14 protein-coding genes are annotated in these 14,393 nt (G+C 63.6%); 3 read left to right on the top strand and 11 right to left on the bottom strand.

The window, feature by feature from the left end; all coding sequences use genetic code 11:
* Window positions 1-11: 11 nt before the first annotated feature.
* From ilvN to mrcB, 5 genes are all read right to left on the bottom strand, one after another.
* On the bottom strand, window positions 12-503 hold the full coding sequence (gene ilvN, locus DJ563_RS24885) for an acetolactate synthase small subunit (RefSeq protein WP_003250040.1): 492 nt from the start codon (window positions 501-503) through the stop codon (window positions 12-14).
* Window position 504: 1 nt separating this feature from the next.
* Window positions 505-2,229: an acetolactate synthase 3 large subunit gene (locus tag DJ563_RS24880; RefSeq protein ID WP_033702567.1), complete on the bottom strand. Its 1,725-nt coding sequence runs from the start codon at window positions 2,227-2,229 to the stop codon at window positions 505-507.
* 414 nt (window positions 2,230-2,643) lie between these two features.
* Complete coding sequence (locus DJ563_RS24875; RefSeq protein ID WP_186652584.1) at window positions 2,644-2,970, bottom strand: YqcC family protein; 327 nt, start codon at window positions 2,968-2,970, stop codon at window positions 2,644-2,646.
* Complete coding sequence (locus tag DJ563_RS24870) at window positions 2,970-3,758, bottom strand: tetratricopeptide repeat protein (RefSeq protein ID WP_274099165.1); 789 nt, start codon at window positions 3,756-3,758, stop codon at window positions 2,970-2,972. Before DJ563_RS24870 ends, DJ563_RS24875 begins: the two co-directional genes overlap by 1 nt.
* A 15-nt stretch (window positions 3,759-3,773) precedes the next feature.
* Complete coding sequence (mrcB, locus tag DJ563_RS24865) at window positions 3,774-6,095, bottom strand: penicillin-binding protein 1B (protein WP_033701549.1); 2,322 nt, start codon at window positions 6,093-6,095, stop codon at window positions 3,774-3,776.
* Window positions 6,096-6,211: 116 nt separating this feature from the next.
* On the opposite strand from mrcB, the gene DJ563_RS24860 reads away from it, so the two are divergent.
* Together DJ563_RS24860 and DJ563_RS24855 are read left to right on the top strand one after the other, a co-directional pair.
* Window positions 6,212-7,774, top strand: a complete 1,563-nt coding sequence (locus DJ563_RS24860; RefSeq protein ID WP_434518506.1) for an AAA family ATPase — start codon at window positions 6,212-6,214, stop codon at window positions 7,772-7,774.
* A 220-nt stretch (window positions 7,775-7,994) separates the two neighbouring features.
* Window positions 7,995-8,273 (top strand): TfoX/Sxy family protein, encoded by a 279-nt coding sequence (locus DJ563_RS24855; protein ID WP_047583985.1) that lies wholly within the window; start codon window positions 7,995-7,997, stop codon window positions 8,271-8,273.
* 177 nt (window positions 8,274-8,450) lie between these two features.
* On the opposite strand, the gene DJ563_RS24850 is transcribed toward DJ563_RS24855, so the two are convergent.
* The 4 genes from DJ563_RS24850 to DJ563_RS24835 are packed head-to-tail and all read right to left on the bottom strand — an operon-like array spanning window position 8,451 to window position 12,036.
* Entirely contained in the window at window positions 8,451-9,338 is an 888-nt protein-coding gene (locus DJ563_RS24850) for a ChaN family lipoprotein (protein WP_434518505.1), read from the bottom strand.
* Window positions 9,339-9,350: 12 nt separating this feature from the next.
* Complete coding sequence (locus tag DJ563_RS24845; protein ID WP_434518504.1) at window positions 9,351-10,118, bottom strand: heme ABC transporter ATP-binding protein; 768 nt, start codon at window positions 10,116-10,118, stop codon at window positions 9,351-9,353.
* Window positions 10,118-11,101 (bottom strand): FecCD family ABC transporter permease, encoded by a 984-nt coding sequence (locus tag DJ563_RS24840; protein ID WP_434519748.1) that lies wholly within the window; start codon window positions 11,099-11,101, stop codon window positions 10,118-10,120. The genes DJ563_RS24845 and DJ563_RS24840 overlap by 1 nt, the downstream gene beginning before the upstream one ends.
* A 50-nt stretch (window positions 11,102-11,151) precedes the next feature.
* On the bottom strand, window positions 11,152-12,036 hold the full coding sequence (locus DJ563_RS24835; protein WP_274099169.1) for a heme/hemin ABC transporter substrate-binding protein: 885 nt from the start codon (window positions 12,034-12,036) through the stop codon (window positions 11,152-11,154).
* Window positions 12,037-12,185: 149 nt separating this feature from the next.
* Between DJ563_RS24835 and DJ563_RS24830 the strand changes: the two genes are divergently transcribed.
* Window positions 12,186-12,503: a Rieske (2Fe-2S) protein gene (locus tag DJ563_RS24830; protein WP_274099170.1), complete on the top strand. Its 318-nt coding sequence runs from the start codon at window positions 12,186-12,188 to the stop codon at window positions 12,501-12,503.
* Here DJ563_RS24830 and sfsA read toward each other — a convergent pair.
* Window positions 12,493-13,206 (bottom strand): DNA/RNA nuclease SfsA, encoded by a 714-nt coding sequence (sfsA, locus tag DJ563_RS24825; protein ID WP_434518503.1) that lies wholly within the window; start codon window positions 13,204-13,206, stop codon window positions 12,493-12,495. The genes DJ563_RS24830 and sfsA overlap by 11 nt on opposite strands.
* Window positions 13,206-14,378 (bottom strand): pyridoxal phosphate-dependent aminotransferase, encoded by a 1,173-nt coding sequence (locus tag DJ563_RS24820; RefSeq protein ID WP_274099172.1) that lies wholly within the window; start codon window positions 14,376-14,378, stop codon window positions 13,206-13,208. Before DJ563_RS24820 ends, sfsA begins: the two co-directional genes overlap by 1 nt.
* Window positions 14,379-14,393: the final 15 nt, after the last annotated feature.

The raw sequence follows: 14,393 nt of genomic DNA, 5'->3' as shown, positions 1-14,393 counted from the left end.
AATTTTTGAATTTAGATGCTGAGCACTTTGTCGCCACGGGCAATGCCGGTGACGCCACTGCGCACGGTTTCGAGAATCGATGCGGTGCCGATGGCCTGGATGAAGCTGTCCAGTTTGTCGCTGGTGCCGCTCAGTTGCACGGTGTACACACTGGCGGTCACATCGACGATCTGGCCACGGAAGATATCCGTGGTGCGCTTGATCTCGGCGCGCTGGGCTCCGGTGGCCTTGACCTTGACCAGCATCAGTTCGCGCTCGATATGAGCGCTTTCCGACAGGTCGACAAGCTTCACCACTTCGACGAGCTTGTTCAGGTTCTTGGTGATCTGCTCGATCACTTCGTCATGGCCAACGGTGGTCAGCGTCAGACGCGACAGGGTCGGGTCTTCGGTCGGCGCCACGGTCAGGCTTTCAATGTTGTAGTTACGCTGGGAGAACAGGCCAACGACGCGAGACAAGGCACCGGGTTCGTTTTCCAGCAGCAGGGAAATGATGTGCCGCATATCAGGTACGCTCCGTCTTGCTCAGCCACATGTCACGCATCGAGCCATCCTTGATCTGCATCGGATAGACGTGCTCGGTACGGTCAACCGCGATGTCGATGAACACCAGGCGGTCCTTCATCGCAAACGCCTCTTCCAGCTTCGGCTTGAGGTCCTTCAGGCTGGTGATGCGGATGCCCACATGGCCATAGGCCTCGGCCAGCTTGATGAAGTCAGGCAGCGACTCGACATAGGAGTGCGAATGACGGCCGTTGTACGCCATGTCCTGCCACTGGCGGACCATGCCCAATACACCGTTGTTCAGGTTGACGATTTTTACCGGCAGGCCGTACTGCATGCAGGTAGACAGCTCCTGGATGTTCATCTGGATACTGCCTTCGCCAGTGACGCACGCCACGTCCTGATCCGGGAAGTTGAGCTTGACGCCCATGGCCGCCGGGAAACCGAAGCCCATGGTGCCCAGGCCACCGGAGTTGATCCAGCGGTTCGGCTTGTTGAAGCGGTAGTACTGCGCCGCGAACATCTGATGCTGGCCGACGTCGGAGGTGACGAAGGCATCGCCCTTGGTCACTTCGCACAGGGTTTCGATCACGGTCTGCGGTTTGATGACGCTGCCGTCCCCTTTGTTGTAAGGGAACAGGTCGCCATCGCCACGCCACTCGTCGATCTGCTTCCACCAGGCTTCTGCGGCGGCCTTGTCAGGCTGCTCGCCGATTTCTTTGAGGATGCCGAGCATCTCGTTCAAGACGCTGTCGACCGGGCCCACGATAGGCACGTCGGCCTTGATCATCTTGGAAATCGACGCTGGGTCGATGTCGATGTGGATGATCTTGGCATTCGGGCAGAACTTGGCCGGGCCGTTGACCACGCGGTCATCGAAGCGCGCGCCGACGGCGAAGATGACGTCGGCATTGTGCATGGCCATGTTGGCCGTGAAGCTGCCGTGCATGCCGAGCATGCCGACGAACTGACGGTCGGTACCCGGGTAGCTACCCAGACCCATGAGGGTATTGGTAACCGGCAGGTTCAGCGACTTGGCGATTTCGGTCAGGGCTTCGGAGCCACCGCCGAGGATCACGCCACCACCGGCATAGACAATGGGGCGCTTGGCAGCCAGCAGCATCTCGGCGGCCTTGCGGATCTGGCCGGAGTGGCCACGTACCGCCGGGCTGTAGGAGCGCAGCTTGACCTTCTTCGGATAGACGTACTCGAACTTCTCGGCCGGGTTGGTCATATCTTTTGGAATGTCGACCACGACCGGGCCGGGACGGCCGGATTGCGCCAGATAGAAGGCTTTTTTCAGAACTTCAGGGATCTCGGTGGCGTTCTTGATCATGAAGCTGTGCTTCACGATCGGCCGCGAGATACCGATCATGTCGGTTTCCTGGAAGGCATCGGTACCCACCATGGTGCTAGGCACCTGGCCGGAGAGGATGACCATCGGAATCGAATCCATGTAGGCGGTGGCAATGCCGGTGATGGCATTGGTCGCACCCGGGCCGGAGGTTACCAGCACCACACCGGCCTTGCCGGTGGCACGGGCGTAGCCGTCTGCCATATGGGTCGCAGCCTGTTCGTGACGAACCAGGATGTGTTCGACTTCCGGTTCCTTGAACAGGGCGTCGTAAACATGAAGAAGAGCACCGCCAGGGTACCCGTAGATGTGCTTAACGCCTTCGTCACGCAAGAAGCGGACGACCATCTCAGCGCCAGATAAAAGCTCCACGTTGTTCACCTCTAAAACGCCAGAATACCGTCCCTAGTGGACGGGTCTTAATAGGTTTACTGCCAAGCAGAGCACGAGCGAACGTCAGCACTGACTGAGCAAGTATTGGGAGCGCCCCAGAGTGTTGCGGGGTTTTCCCACCCAGCGCGAGGTAACGCGTTGCGGGGTGTTACAGGTCGGCGCGGGTGTGCGCCTCATGATCTGCTTAGCGGGTCTGCTTCTGGCAGTCCCTCTACAGCGGAAGTTGGATTCTTGTGATTTGCCGGCTACAAGTCAAGAAAAATTATTGCCAATTTTTCCTCAAGATGAATTCCTGCCACCACTAAAAAGGATACCAGCAGCAGAATTAAGAAGATTTCCATAAAAAAGGGCCACAATCTGCGGCCCTTGAAGGAAAAAGAGAAGAAATCAGGCTCAAGCAGCGATCAATTGATCGAACTCTGCCAGCAGGCGCCGTAGCTCGCGACTCTGCTCTGGGCGATCGGTGAACACCGTTTCGGCCATCACCAGAATGCCCGACGCGTTAGGCAGCGGCTGGCCCAGCTCGATGATGATCTTCATGCGCGGCAGGAAGATCCATTGCAGCCACTGCTCCAGGCTCATGGTGTCAACCGCGAAGGGCACGGTGCTGGCCAGCGCTTCATCGCTGGGCGGCTCATCGTCCCACCAGCCCTGCACCTTCAGTTCACGCTCGATCAGCAGCAGGTGGTCGGCGATGTCCAGAATGCGTTGCTCGATCATTACGAGTTCACCCGTGCCTTCTGCCGCGCCAACGCCGCACCGGCACTGTCACCTTGTTTCTCGCGGGCCTGGGCGATGGTGTTCCACAGTTCGGCCTGCAGGTCAGGGCGGCCATTGGCGTAGGTCAGGGCTCGGCGGGCCAACTGCTCGGCCTGCGCGGCATCACCTTGGGCCAGGCGCACCTGGGCCAGGCGGAACAGCACCTGCGGTTCGCGCGGCGCGATACGCTGGGCACGCTCCAGGCTCGACGAAGCACCATTGAAGTCGCCACTGCCCTGTTGTTGCTGGGCAGTGGTCAACAGCGCCAGCACTGGCCCGTCGAGCTGCTCATCGGCAGACAGCCCACCGGCTGCGGCGGTGCTACGCGGAATACCGGTCGGCGCGCTGCTGGCTTTCGCCGTGCTGTTCATCGACGCGATGTCGAACGGTTCGTCGGCAATCGGGTTGGGGTTGGTGGTCATCGGCCCGGTCGAGACCGGGCCAGGGGTAATCGGCATGGCGCTGATCGGTGCCGCCCCATTGGCGGCCGGGAACGTCTGGATGCCCGAGGCACCGGCACCCTGCGGAATCATCACGGTCACGCCGGAGTCCTCAGGCAGCGTTTGCGCTTGTGAGGTGCCGCTGTTCATGCCAGCCGCCGAGCGGTTGGCCGTTACGCGTTCACTGTTGGAGACGCGCGTGCTCGAGTCGACCACCGGGATATTGCCACGCTGGACGCTGGAGCAACCCTGGAGCACAACCAACGCCGTCAAGGCAGGAAACAGCCACTTATTCACTTCACACCTCATCAATGCAGCTCGCGCTTAATTCATCCAGCCTTTGACCCAGTCCATGACCGATTCTGCCGGATTCTGCTCACCGCCACAGGTTGCCCCGGCGGGCGGTTCGCTGCCGCGAATATACGGCATCTGCACCGCTCCCGGACAGCTGCCATCAGAACCTTGCCCGCTGTACGGGTCGATCCAGGCTTGCACGATGTTGTCCGGCTGCGGCATGTCCAGTGGCAACGGGTCGGCCTTCTTCATGAAGCTGGTCCAGACCTGCAGGGCGCCAGTGGCACCGGTGAACGGCGTCTTGCCGTTATCGTCGCGGCCCATCCACACCACCGCCAGCAGGTCCTGGCTGAAGCCGGAGAACCAGCTGTCACGCGAGTCGTTGCTGGTACCGGTCTTGCCGGCCAGGGTGAGCGAACGCGGCAACACGTTGTACACCGACCGGCCGGTACCTTCGCGCATCACCCGTTGCATGGCGTTTTGCACCAGGTAGATGGAACCCGGGTCGAAGGTTTGCTGAATCTGGAACGGGTAGCGCTTGAGCGGTTCGCCCTCGGCGGTCAGCACGCTGCGAATACCGCGCATCGGCGTGTTGAAACCACCGTTGGCAATCGTCTGGTACATGGTCGCAACCTGCATCGGCGACATGCCACCGGCCCCCAGCAGCATCGCCGGGAAGGCTGGCCAGTCGACATTCACGCCCAGCCGACCAATGGTCTTGATCACATTGGGCACGCCCACTTCCAGGCCGAGCTTGGCCGTCGACAGGTTGTAGGAGTTGGCCAGGCCCTGGTACAGATAAATGGTGCCATGGGGCCGGCGGTCATAGTTCTGCGGGCGCCAAACCTGGCCGTTGGCCCCTTTGACCGAGAACGGCTCGTCCTGTATCCAACTGGTCAGGGTGTATTTGCTGGGCTGCTCCAGGGCGGTCAGGTACACCGCCGGCTTGACCAGCGAACCGATCGGCCGCACCGCGTCGATGGCCCGGTTGAAGCCGGCAAAGCCCGACAGACGGCTGCCGATCAGCGCTTGGACTTCCCCGGTTTCCGGGTTGGTCACGACCATCGCCGACTCGACCTCGTCAGCCCCCTTGCGCCCGGCCAGGCGCTTGAAGGTCTCGTTCATCGAGGTTTCGGCCTTCATCTGCAGGATCGGGTCGAAGCTGGTGAAGATACGCAGGCCTTCTTCGGTCAAGTCTTCGTCGCGGTAGTCCTGGCGCAACTGGCGCTTGACCAAGTCGAGGAACGCCGGGAACGAGCTGTCTGCCAGGCTGCCGCGCTTGGTCACGCCCAGCGGCATCTTCTTCGCCGCCTCGATCACGTCCTTGCTCGCCACGCCCTGTTCAGCCAGCAGGTCGAGCACCAGGTTACGACGGGCCAGGGCGCGGTCAGGGTAACGCCGCGGGTTGTAGTAGGACGGCCCCTTGACCATGCCCACCAGCAAGGCGATCTGGTGCAGCTTGAGCTCTGACAGCGGTTGGCTGAAGAAGAACTGGCTGGCCAGGCCAAAGCCATGCACCGCACGCTGGCCGTCCTGGCCGACGAATACCTCGTTGAGGTAGGCCTCGAGAATCTCGCGCTTGTCGTAATGCAGCTCCAGCAGCACGGCCATCATCGCTTCAGTCAGCTTGCGGCTGAGGCTGCGCTCGCTGGTGAGGTAGAAGTTCTTCACCAACTGCTGGGTCAGGGTACTGCCGCCCTGGCGCATGGCCCCGGACGAGGTGTTGACCCACACCGCACGGGCGATGGACTTGGGCGACACGCCAAAGTGGCTGTAGAAGTCGCGGTCCTCGGTTGCCACCAGGGTTTCGAGCAGGTACGGCGGCACCTGATCGATCTTGATCAGGATGCGGTCCTCGAGGTTTTTCGGGTAAATGCCGCCGATCATCAGCGGCTCCAGGCGTACCACATCGAGCTTGCCGTTGTTGGCACCGGAAAGCCCGGCGACATAATCGCCAGAGAAGCGCACGCGCACGAACTGCGCTGGCTCCATCCCTTCGTAGAACTGGAAGCCACGGGTATTGAGGTCGACGGTATTACCGTTGACTGCCGCTGCGCCCGGGCCGTTGGCCGCGCTTTCACGGCGATAGCCAAGGGCGTCGAGTTCGGTGAGGAAGTCGTTCTTGCTCAGTTTTTGGCCGACGAACAGCTCCAGCGGCCGGGCATACACCTTGGCCGGGATGGTCCAGCGCTTGCCGGAGAACTTTTCCTGGACGACAGCATCGAGGTAAACCGCGAAGCCGGCGATGATCACCAGGCCGACCAGGCTGAGCTTCAAAGCCCAGCCCAGCCAGGCGCGAGAGCGGCCGGTCGGGCGTTTCTGAGGGGTACGAGCGTTTCGAGTTCGAGTCATGGCGGCGGATTATACGCACTTTGTAAAGGCTGGGCAGGCGCCCCCGGCGGTATGCAGGGACGGCACCATTGACCATAATGGCGCATTCGAATTCCCTGCCCTCGGAAGGATTTCCCGTGAGCCAAGCTCTTATTACTGCGTTGCAGAACCCAGCCCTCTACCCTCACCCCGTGGATGGGTTCCAACTCATCGAGACGCATATCTCCTGGGTCCTGCTGACTGGCGAGTACGCCTACAAGGTCAAGAAGCCAATGAATTTCGGCTTCCTCGACTTCACCCGCCTGGATCAGCGCGCGCATTTCTGTAACGAAGAATTGCGCCTGAACCAGCGCCTGACCGAAGACTTGTACCTCGAAGTGCTGCCGATCACCGGCAGTGCCGAAGCCCCGCAAATCGGCGGCGAGGGCGAGGCCATCGAGTACGCACTGAAGATGCGCCAGTTCCCGCAAGGGCAGATGCTCAGCACCTTGCAAGCCAACGGCGAGCTCAACGCCGAGCACATCGACCAGATGGCCCGGCAGGTTGCCGAATTCCACCTGCAGACGCCCAAGGTGCCGGCAGAGCAACCTTACGGCTCACCTGAAAGCGTGATGGCCCCGGTCGAGCAGAATTTCGAACAGATCCGCCCATTCCTCACCGACAAGGCCGACCTGCAGCAACTGGATAACCTCCAGGCCTGGGCACGTAGCAGCTTCGAGCGGCTCCAAGGCCTGTTCGCCGCGCGCAAGGCCAATGGCTTCACCCGTGAATGCCACGGTGACATCCACCTGGGCAACGCCACCGTGATCAACGGCAAGGTGGTGATCTTCGACTGCATCGAGTTCAACGAACCGTTCCGCATGACCGACGTCTGGGCCGACACCGGCTTCCTGGCCATGGACCTGGAAGACCGCGGCCTCAAGTGCCTGGCCCGGCGCTTCGTCAGCCAGTACCTGGAACTGACCGGCGATTATGAAGGCCTGGAAGTGCTGAACTTCTACAAGGCCTACCGCGCCCTGGTGCGCGCCAAGGTGGCGCTGTTCAGCATGCCGGCCGATGCCGATGGCGTGCAACGCGCCACGACCCTGCGCACCTACCGCAACTACGCCAACCTGGCGGAAAGCTACAGCGCCATCCCTTCGCGGCTGCTGGCCATCACCCATGGCGTCTCGGCAGTGGGCAAGAGCCACGTGGCGATGCGCCTGGTCGAGGCCCTGGGCGCGATCCGCGTGCGCTCCGATGTCGAGCGCAAGCGCCTGTTCGGCGAACAACCGCAAGCGAACGTCGGCCAGCTGACTGCCGGCATCTATGACCAGGATGCCAGTGCCGCCACCTACCAGCGCCTGCACGAGGTAGCGGAGATGGTATTGCGCGCGGGCTTCCCGGTCGTGCTGGATGCCACCTACCTCAAGCGTGAACAGCGCCAGGCGGCGGCGGATGTCGCCAACCAGACGGGCGTCCCCTTCCTGATCCTCGATTGCCACGCCCCGGAAGCGGTCATTGCCAGCTGGCTGGCCCAGCGCCAAGCCGCAAACAGCGACCCGTCGGACGCCACCCTGGAAGTGGTCAAGGCGCAGCAGGCCAGCCGTGACGCCCTGAGCGAGGAAGAACTGCTGGTCAGCAAGCGCGTCGACACCCAGGAAGGTGCCAGCATGGACCAGGTGATCGAACAGGTGCGTCAGCGCTTGCCGGGCCTGTAATCCTCGCAGGGCCCCAGTGGTAGCGGGTAAACCCGCCCCACCGGGGCCCTCCAACACCCCAAAAAGAGGCGGCTGCTGACAAGCTAGAGGCCCCGTATTCAGGGCTGCTCGTCGCCACAGATGGCAAAAAGCCGCGCATTTTCCAAGCCCCGCTACACTCCTCTCTGACCTGCTCGCGATTTATCCCCCAAGACCCGTTCAGCCATCGCAAGGAGGCTCGATGAACGATGAATTGCAGCATCTGAAGAATCTTGGCAAGACCTCTGCGCAGTGGTTGCACGCAGCCGGTATCCACAGTGCGTCGGATTTGCGCCGCCTGGGCGCGGTGGGTGCGTACCAGGCTGTAAAAACGCGAGGGTTCCGGGCCTCTAAAGTGCTGTTGTACGCCATAGAAGGCGCGTTGCTGGACATGCACTGGAATGATTTGCCGATCGAACGAAAGGAAGCGCTCAATCAACAACTGGATGAAAAAAGACCTCCGCAAAAAAATTCAAAATAAACCTGTGCAGGGGATTGACTCCGAAATGAGAATCGTTATGATTATCGCAACTGGTCGCGAGACTGGTTGGATAAACTGAAAGCCCCTGGTTCGGACTCTCAGATTATCTCCTCATCAGGCTAATCACGGTTATTGACCCGGCTTTTTGCCGGGTCTTTTTTTGCCTGTCGTTTGGCCTTACTGATTCAGTTGAGCGCAATAGTCCTGCTCAGGCACCGCCGCCGTGTACCAGACATAGTCGGCCATACCCGCCTCGACCTCTTCCCCCACCTCGGCCAACAGCAAGACCGCGTTGCGCCCCTGCGCCCCAAGGTCGGCCAGATGCAACGGCACCCCCAGGTCCTTGCGTACGTGGTACGCGCCCGCCAACAGCAAGGCCGGCTGCGGTGCCGCGATCAAGCGTTCGGCCATGCGCCGGTCACGTTGCTGCTGGACCGCAAGCATGGCTGGCAACTGGCTTTGCGGCAGCAGGCCGCAGTGCCCGGTACGCACCTGCTCAAGCAGCGCGGCCTTCACCGTCGGGGCATTGGAACGCGCGCCCGACAACGCCGCCGGCTGGCGATAGGCGTGGCGCATCTGCGCGGGCGAAAGGTTGGCGGCCAACAGCGCAATGTCGCCCTGCAAAGCGTGCGTCACAATTGGCCCGTACAGCTGCCAGTCCCAGCCTTCCTCCCAGGCCAGTGCCTTGGGCAGGTCCGCAGGCAGCGTTTGCTGCGCCTCAAGTTTGTCGACCAGCGGCTGCTGCTCGGGCTGCAGCATCTCCAGCAGCAGGCTGCCCTGGGGGCGCTGAGCCTGCAGGGCGCGCAACAGCCACAACTGCAACGCATGATGATCGGGGTTGTCATGCTTCTCCCCTACCAGCACACGTGGCGCGTCGGCCAACTGCCTGACCAGTTGCTCAGGGCTGATGAGCCGGCCGCTGGCCAGGTCCTTGATTTGCCCAAGCTGGGCGTGGGCACGCCCTTCGGGGCTCTGCCAGCCCGGTAACGGCGGCAGGCTGGCCTGGCACCCCGCCAACGCCAGCACCAGGCACAGCGCAACACCGGACAGCAACGGATGGCGCATCGGCAATGCCTCCTAACGCGTGATGATCAGCGGGTGGCCGCGCTCGGGGTGCGCCTGCACCAGCACATCGATGCCGAACACCGCCTTCAGTGCCCCCGGCGTCAACACCTCCTGGGGTGATGCAAGGGCATGGCAGCGGCCCTGTTCGAGCAGCAGGATACGATCACAGTAGCGTGCCGCCAGGTTCAGGTCATGCAGGATCACCAGCACCGCAGCGCCGCGATCAGCAAAGCGCCGCACCGCTTGCAGGGTCGTGTGCTGGTGCAGCGGGTCGAGCATCGAGGTCGGTTCGTCAAGCAGCAGTGTAGTGCCCTGCTCACCTGGCCACAGCTGGGCCAGCACGCGGGCCAGGTGTACCCGTTGCCGCTCACCGCCCGACAATGCCAGGTAGCTGCGCCCCAGCAGGTGCCAGGCATCCGCCGCACGCAAGGCCGCTTCGACGATTTCGGCGTCGCGCAGCTGGCCGCTGCCATGGGGCATCCGCCCCATGGCCACCACCTCTTCGACCCTGAACGAAAAACCCAGGCTGGACACCTGCGGCAGCACCGCCAGGCGCTGTGCTCTCGCCTGCCCGGCCCAGTCAGTCAATGGCCGGCCCTGTAGCGTCACTCGCCCCCGACCGGGGGCCAGCTCGCCACACAACACCCCCAGCAGGCTGCTCTTGCCCGCGCCATTGGGGCCGAGCACACCCACGACCTGCCCCGGGGTCAGTTGCAGGTGGATGTCATGCAGCACTTCATTGCTGCCCCGCCGCAGGTGCAGGCCCTCGACTTGCAACATCAGCTACGCCCTCGAATCAGCAGGACCAGGAAAAACGGCGCACCAATGAAGGCGGTGACGATACCGATCGGCAGCTCGGCCGGCGCCAGCACCAGCCGCGCCACCAGGTCGGCAAACAGCATCAGCACACCGCCGGCCAGCAGCGAGGCGGGCAACACCACCCGATGGTCGGGCCCTGCCAGCAATCGCACCAGGTGCGGCACTACCAGGCCAATGAAGCCGATCAGCCCGGCGGCGGCCACCGCCGCACCCACCCCCAACGCGGTACAGAACACCAGTTCGCGCTTGAGCCGCTCCACCTCGATACCCAGGTGCCGCGCCTCCGACTCACCCAGCAGCAAGGCATTCAGCGCCCGCGCCCGACGCGGCAACCACAGCGCCACGCCCCCGGCCACCATCAGCAGCGGCCACAACCGCTCGTAGCTGGCGCCATTGAGGCTGCCCAGGTTCCAGAAGGTCAAGGTGCGCAAGGTGGCATCATCGGCCAGGTAAGAGAACAAGCCCACCGCTGCGCCGCCCAAGGCGGTCATCGCCACGCCGGCCAGCAACATCGTGGCGACATTGGTCTGGCCGTCACGCCGCCCCAGGCGATAGACCAGCGCGGTCACCCCCAAGCCACCGATAAAGGCACACAGCGACAACAGATAGGGCGCGAGCACATCGGGCATGCCGCCAAACCAGCTGCTGCCGACGATGGCCACCGCAGCGCCCATCGCCGCCCCGGCAGCGACCCCCACCAGCCCCGGGTCGGCCAGCGGGTTGCGGAACAGCCCCTGCATGGCCACGCCGGACAGCGCCAGCACCGCCCCGACCGCCAGCCCCAGCAGCGTGCGCGGCAGGCGGATCTGGCCGAGGATCATCTCGGCCTGCTGCAAGTCATCACCCGCCACGGGCAGCCCCAACAAACGCAGGCCCGCGCGCAAGGTATCGAACAGCGGCAGGCTGACCGGCCCCAGGGCCAGGGACAACCACACCGCCAACAGGCACAGCAGGCTCAGGCAGACGATCAGTGTGCGTGGCTGAACGCGCTGCTTCATTGCGCGAAGCTGGCCTTGGCTGCTGGGTAGAAGGCCCCAGCCAGCGTGCGCAGGGTCGCCGGCAAGCGCGGCCCAAGGCCGCCCACCAGCAGCGTCGGGTCGAGTGACACCAGGCGCTGCTCACGCACCGCACGGGAGGCCGCCAGCGCCGGGTTCTCCTTGAGCAACGCCTGCAGCGCCTGCTCATCGGCCAACGCACGGTCGGAAAACACCACCACATCAGGGTCCAGCGCTGCCAGCGCTTCGCTGGAGAAGTTCTTGTAGCCTTGGTGCTCCGCCAGGTTGCGCGCCCCGGCCTGTCGCAGCAGCCAGTCGCCCGCGGTGCCTTGGCCAGCGATCAACGGCTTGGCACCGGCATGGCCAACCAGCAGCAACACGCCGGGCGCCTTCTGGCCCGCCTGGGCTTGCTTGACCTCGGCCTGCAGCGCATCCAGCTGCTGGCGATAGCCTGTTGCCAGCGCAGTGGCTTGTTGCTCTGCGCCAAGCAATTGCCCCAGGTGCCTGAGGTTTTCATCGACCGCGTCGAGTTCGGCCTTGCCCGAGAACAGTTCAACCCGCACGCCCGCCTTGCGGATCTGCGCCAGCACCGGTGGCGGCCCCATCTCTTCGGTACCCACCAACACATCAGGACGCAGGCTCAGAATGCCTTCGGCGGACAACTGGCGCTGATAGCCGACACTCGGTAGCGCCTTCAGCGACTCGGGGTGTTGGCTGGTGGTATCGACGCCGACCAGGTGCGCTTCGCCGCCCAGCGCACTGACCCATTCGCTAAGCGCGCCACCAGCGCTGACCCAACGCTGCGGCAGTTCGGCAGCCAGGGCCTGGGTGGACAGCACTAAACCTGCGCACAGGGCGATCAGGGCGACGGGGCGGCGCATCATCGGATTTCCTTCTGAAGGCGGGCCGCGCGCCTTGTGGCGGGCGGCGGAACTGCGCACCATAGACGGCTGGGCGCAGCGAATGCGGGCAATTTGATAATTATTCGCATTGAAGCGTCAAGCCATCACGTGTTTCACGAGTCTTCCTTGCCATGCACTTGCTTTGTACTTCCAGCTCATTGGCCGAGGGCCACAGCCGCGCCTTCAGCGTAGACGGCGTCGACCTGCTCGGCGTACGCCGCCAGGGCCAGGTGTACCTTTATCGCAACCGCTGCCCACACCGGGGTATCCCCCTGAACTGGGCAACCGATGCGTTTCTCGATGACAGCGCCAGCCTGATTCACTGCGCCCATCATGGCGCCTTGTTTCTTATAGAGAGCGGCGAATGCGTGGCTGGGCCTTGCGAGGGCGAGGCGCTGCTGGCCCTGGGCTGCCACGAAGACAGCCAGGGCATCTGGCTCACGGGTTGAGCAACACGGGCAATGGGCGGTTGATGACAATGCGTTCGGCATCCAGATGGGTACCGTAGGCCAGCACCTCGACCCCTTCCGCCACGGCGGCGCGCAATGCCTGGGCATAGGCCGCGTCGATTTCCTCGGCTGGGCGCACCGCTCCGACCCCGGTCAGGTTCACACAATAAAGCTGCACGGCACGAACACCATTGCGGGCCAACGTCGCCAGCTCGCGCAGGTGCTTGGCGCCGCGCTGGGTGACGGCATCGGGGAATGCCGCAACGTCAGTGTCGGGGTAGCCCAGGGTCACGCTCTTGACCTCGACATAGGCCGGGCCACTGTCGAACTCCAGGCGAAAATCGATGCGGCTGCCCTCTTCGCCATAGGCCACTTCGCGCCTGAGCGCCGTGAAGCCGGCCAGCTCGCTGATCACCCCGGCACGCAACGCCTCTTCAACCAGTGCGTTGGCGCGCCCGGTGTTCACGCAGGCCAGCCGCCCCTGTGGCGTTTCGCTGATTTCCCAGGTGCCGGGCAGCTTGCGCTTGGGGTCGGTGGAGCGGCTGAACCACACTTGCCCACCTTCGCGCATGCAGTTGAGCATGGAACCGGTGTTGGGGCAGTGAATGGTAAGTTGCTCGCCACTGGCCAGTTCGATGTCCGCCAGAAACCGTTTGTAGCGGCGCAGCAGGCGCCCCTGCTCGAGTGGGGGGAAGAACGCCATCAGCCTTGCCAACTGCGCAGGCCGCGGGCGATACGCTGCACCGCTTGTTCCAGGCGCGCCAGGCTCTGGGTGTAGGCAAAGCGCACGTGATGCCCTGCCAGGTGGCGGCCAAAGTCCAGCCCAGGGGTAAACGCCACGTGCTCGGTTTCGAGGAAGTGCCGACAGAAGGCGAAGGCATCGCCGCCGAAGGCGCTGATGTCGGCATACAGATAGAAGGCCCCCTGGGGCTCCACGGCAATGCCGAAGCCCAGCTCGCGCAGGGCCGGCAGCAGGTAGTCGCGACGGCGGGCGAACTCGGCACGACGCGCTTCCAGAATCGCCAGGGTTTGCGGCTGGAAGCACGCCAAAGCAGCATGCTGGGCCATGCTCGGCGCACTGATGTACAGGTTTTGCGCGAGTTTCTCCAGGTCAGCCACCGCGCCAGGCGGCGCCACCAGCCAGCCCAAGCGCCAGCCGGTCATGCCGAAATACTTGGAAAAACTGTTCAGCACAAAGGCTTCATCGTCCACTTCCAGCACACTGGGGGCATCCATACCGTAGGTCAGCCCGTGGTAGATCTCGTCCACCACAAGGTGACCATGGCGTTCGCGGGTGGCGGCGGACAGGCTGGCCAGCTCGGCACGGTCCAGCACCGTTCCGGTCGGGTTGGCCGGCGAGGCGACCAGGGCGCCGACCGTGTCCTTGTCCCAGTAGCGCTCGACCAGGTCGGCTGTCAGTTGGTAATTGACCTCTGGCCCCACCGGCACCAATTGTGCGCCGCCTTCGACCAGGCGCAGGAAGTGGCGGTTGCACGGGTAGCCCGGGTCGGCCAGCAACCAGTGCTTGCCGGGGTCGACCAACAGGCTGCTGGCCAGCAACAGCGCGCCAGAGCCGCCCGGGGTGATCAGAATGCGCTCGGGGTCGACACTCACCCCGTAACGCTGCCCATAAAAACCGGCGATCGCCTCACGCAGCGCCGGCAGGCCACGGGCGGCGGTATAGCGGGTGTGGCCCGCAGCCAATGCCGCCTGGCCGGCTTCGACGATGGGCGCAGCCGTGGTGAAGTCCGGTTCGCCGATTTCCAGGTGGATCACGTCGTGCCCGGCCGCCTGCAGCTCGTTGGCCCGCGCCAGCAGCGCCATGACGTGGAAGGGTTCGATGGCGCGGCTGCGCGCACTGTAGGGGTGGGCCATGACCTTCTCTCAATT

Origin of the sequence: Pseudomonas sp. NFX1 (genome assembly GCF_051123555.1) — a bacterium.
GTDB classification, from domain to species: domain Bacteria; phylum Pseudomonadota; class Gammaproteobacteria; order Pseudomonadales; family Pseudomonadaceae; genus Aquipseudomonas; species Aquipseudomonas capeferrum.
The sequence above is the reverse complement of the archived record's forward strand: the minus strand, read 5'-3'. Positions and strand labels throughout refer to the sequence as shown.

What these genes read in the sequence shown, in the direction of transcription:
- DJ563_RS24855 (WP_047583985.1), top strand. Translation starts at nt 7,995, where the DNA reads ATGAACGATGAATTGCAGCATCTGAAGAATCTTGGCAAGACCTCTGCG.
- DJ563_RS24850 (WP_434518505.1), bottom strand. Translation starts at nt 9,338, where the DNA reads ATGCGCCATCCGTTGCTGTCCGGTGTTGCGCTGTGCCTGGTGCTGGCG.
- sfsA (WP_434518503.1), bottom strand. Translation starts at nt 13,206, where the DNA reads ATGGCGTTCTTCCCCCCACTCGAGCAGGGGCGCCTGCTGCGCCGCTAC.
- DJ563_RS24870 (WP_274099165.1), bottom strand. Translation starts at nt 3,758, where the DNA reads ATGAGGTGTGAAGTGAATAAGTGGCTGTTTCCTGCCTTGACGGCGTTG.
- DJ563_RS24835 (WP_274099169.1), bottom strand. Translation starts at nt 12,036, where the DNA reads ATGATGCGCCGCCCCGTCGCCCTGATCGCCCTGTGCGCAGGTTTAGTG.
- mrcB (WP_033701549.1), bottom strand. Translation starts at nt 6,095, where the DNA reads ATGACTCGAACTCGAAACGCTCGTACCCCTCAGAAACGCCCGACCGGC.
- DJ563_RS24830 (WP_274099170.1), top strand. Translation starts at nt 12,186, where the DNA reads ATGCACTTGCTTTGTACTTCCAGCTCATTGGCCGAGGGCCACAGCCGC.
- ilvN (WP_003250040.1), bottom strand. Translation starts at nt 503, where the DNA reads ATGCGGCACATCATTTCCCTGCTGCTGGAAAACGAACCCGGTGCCTTG.
- DJ563_RS24845 (WP_434518504.1), bottom strand. Translation starts at nt 10,118, where the DNA reads ATGTTGCAAGTCGAGGGCCTGCACCTGCGGCGGGGCAGCAATGAAGTG.
- DJ563_RS24875 (WP_186652584.1), bottom strand. Translation starts at nt 2,970, where the DNA reads ATGATCGAGCAACGCATTCTGGACATCGCCGACCACCTGCTGCTGATC.
- DJ563_RS24820 (WP_274099172.1), bottom strand. Translation starts at nt 14,378, where the DNA reads ATGGCCCACCCCTACAGTGCGCGCAGCCGCGCCATCGAACCCTTCCAC.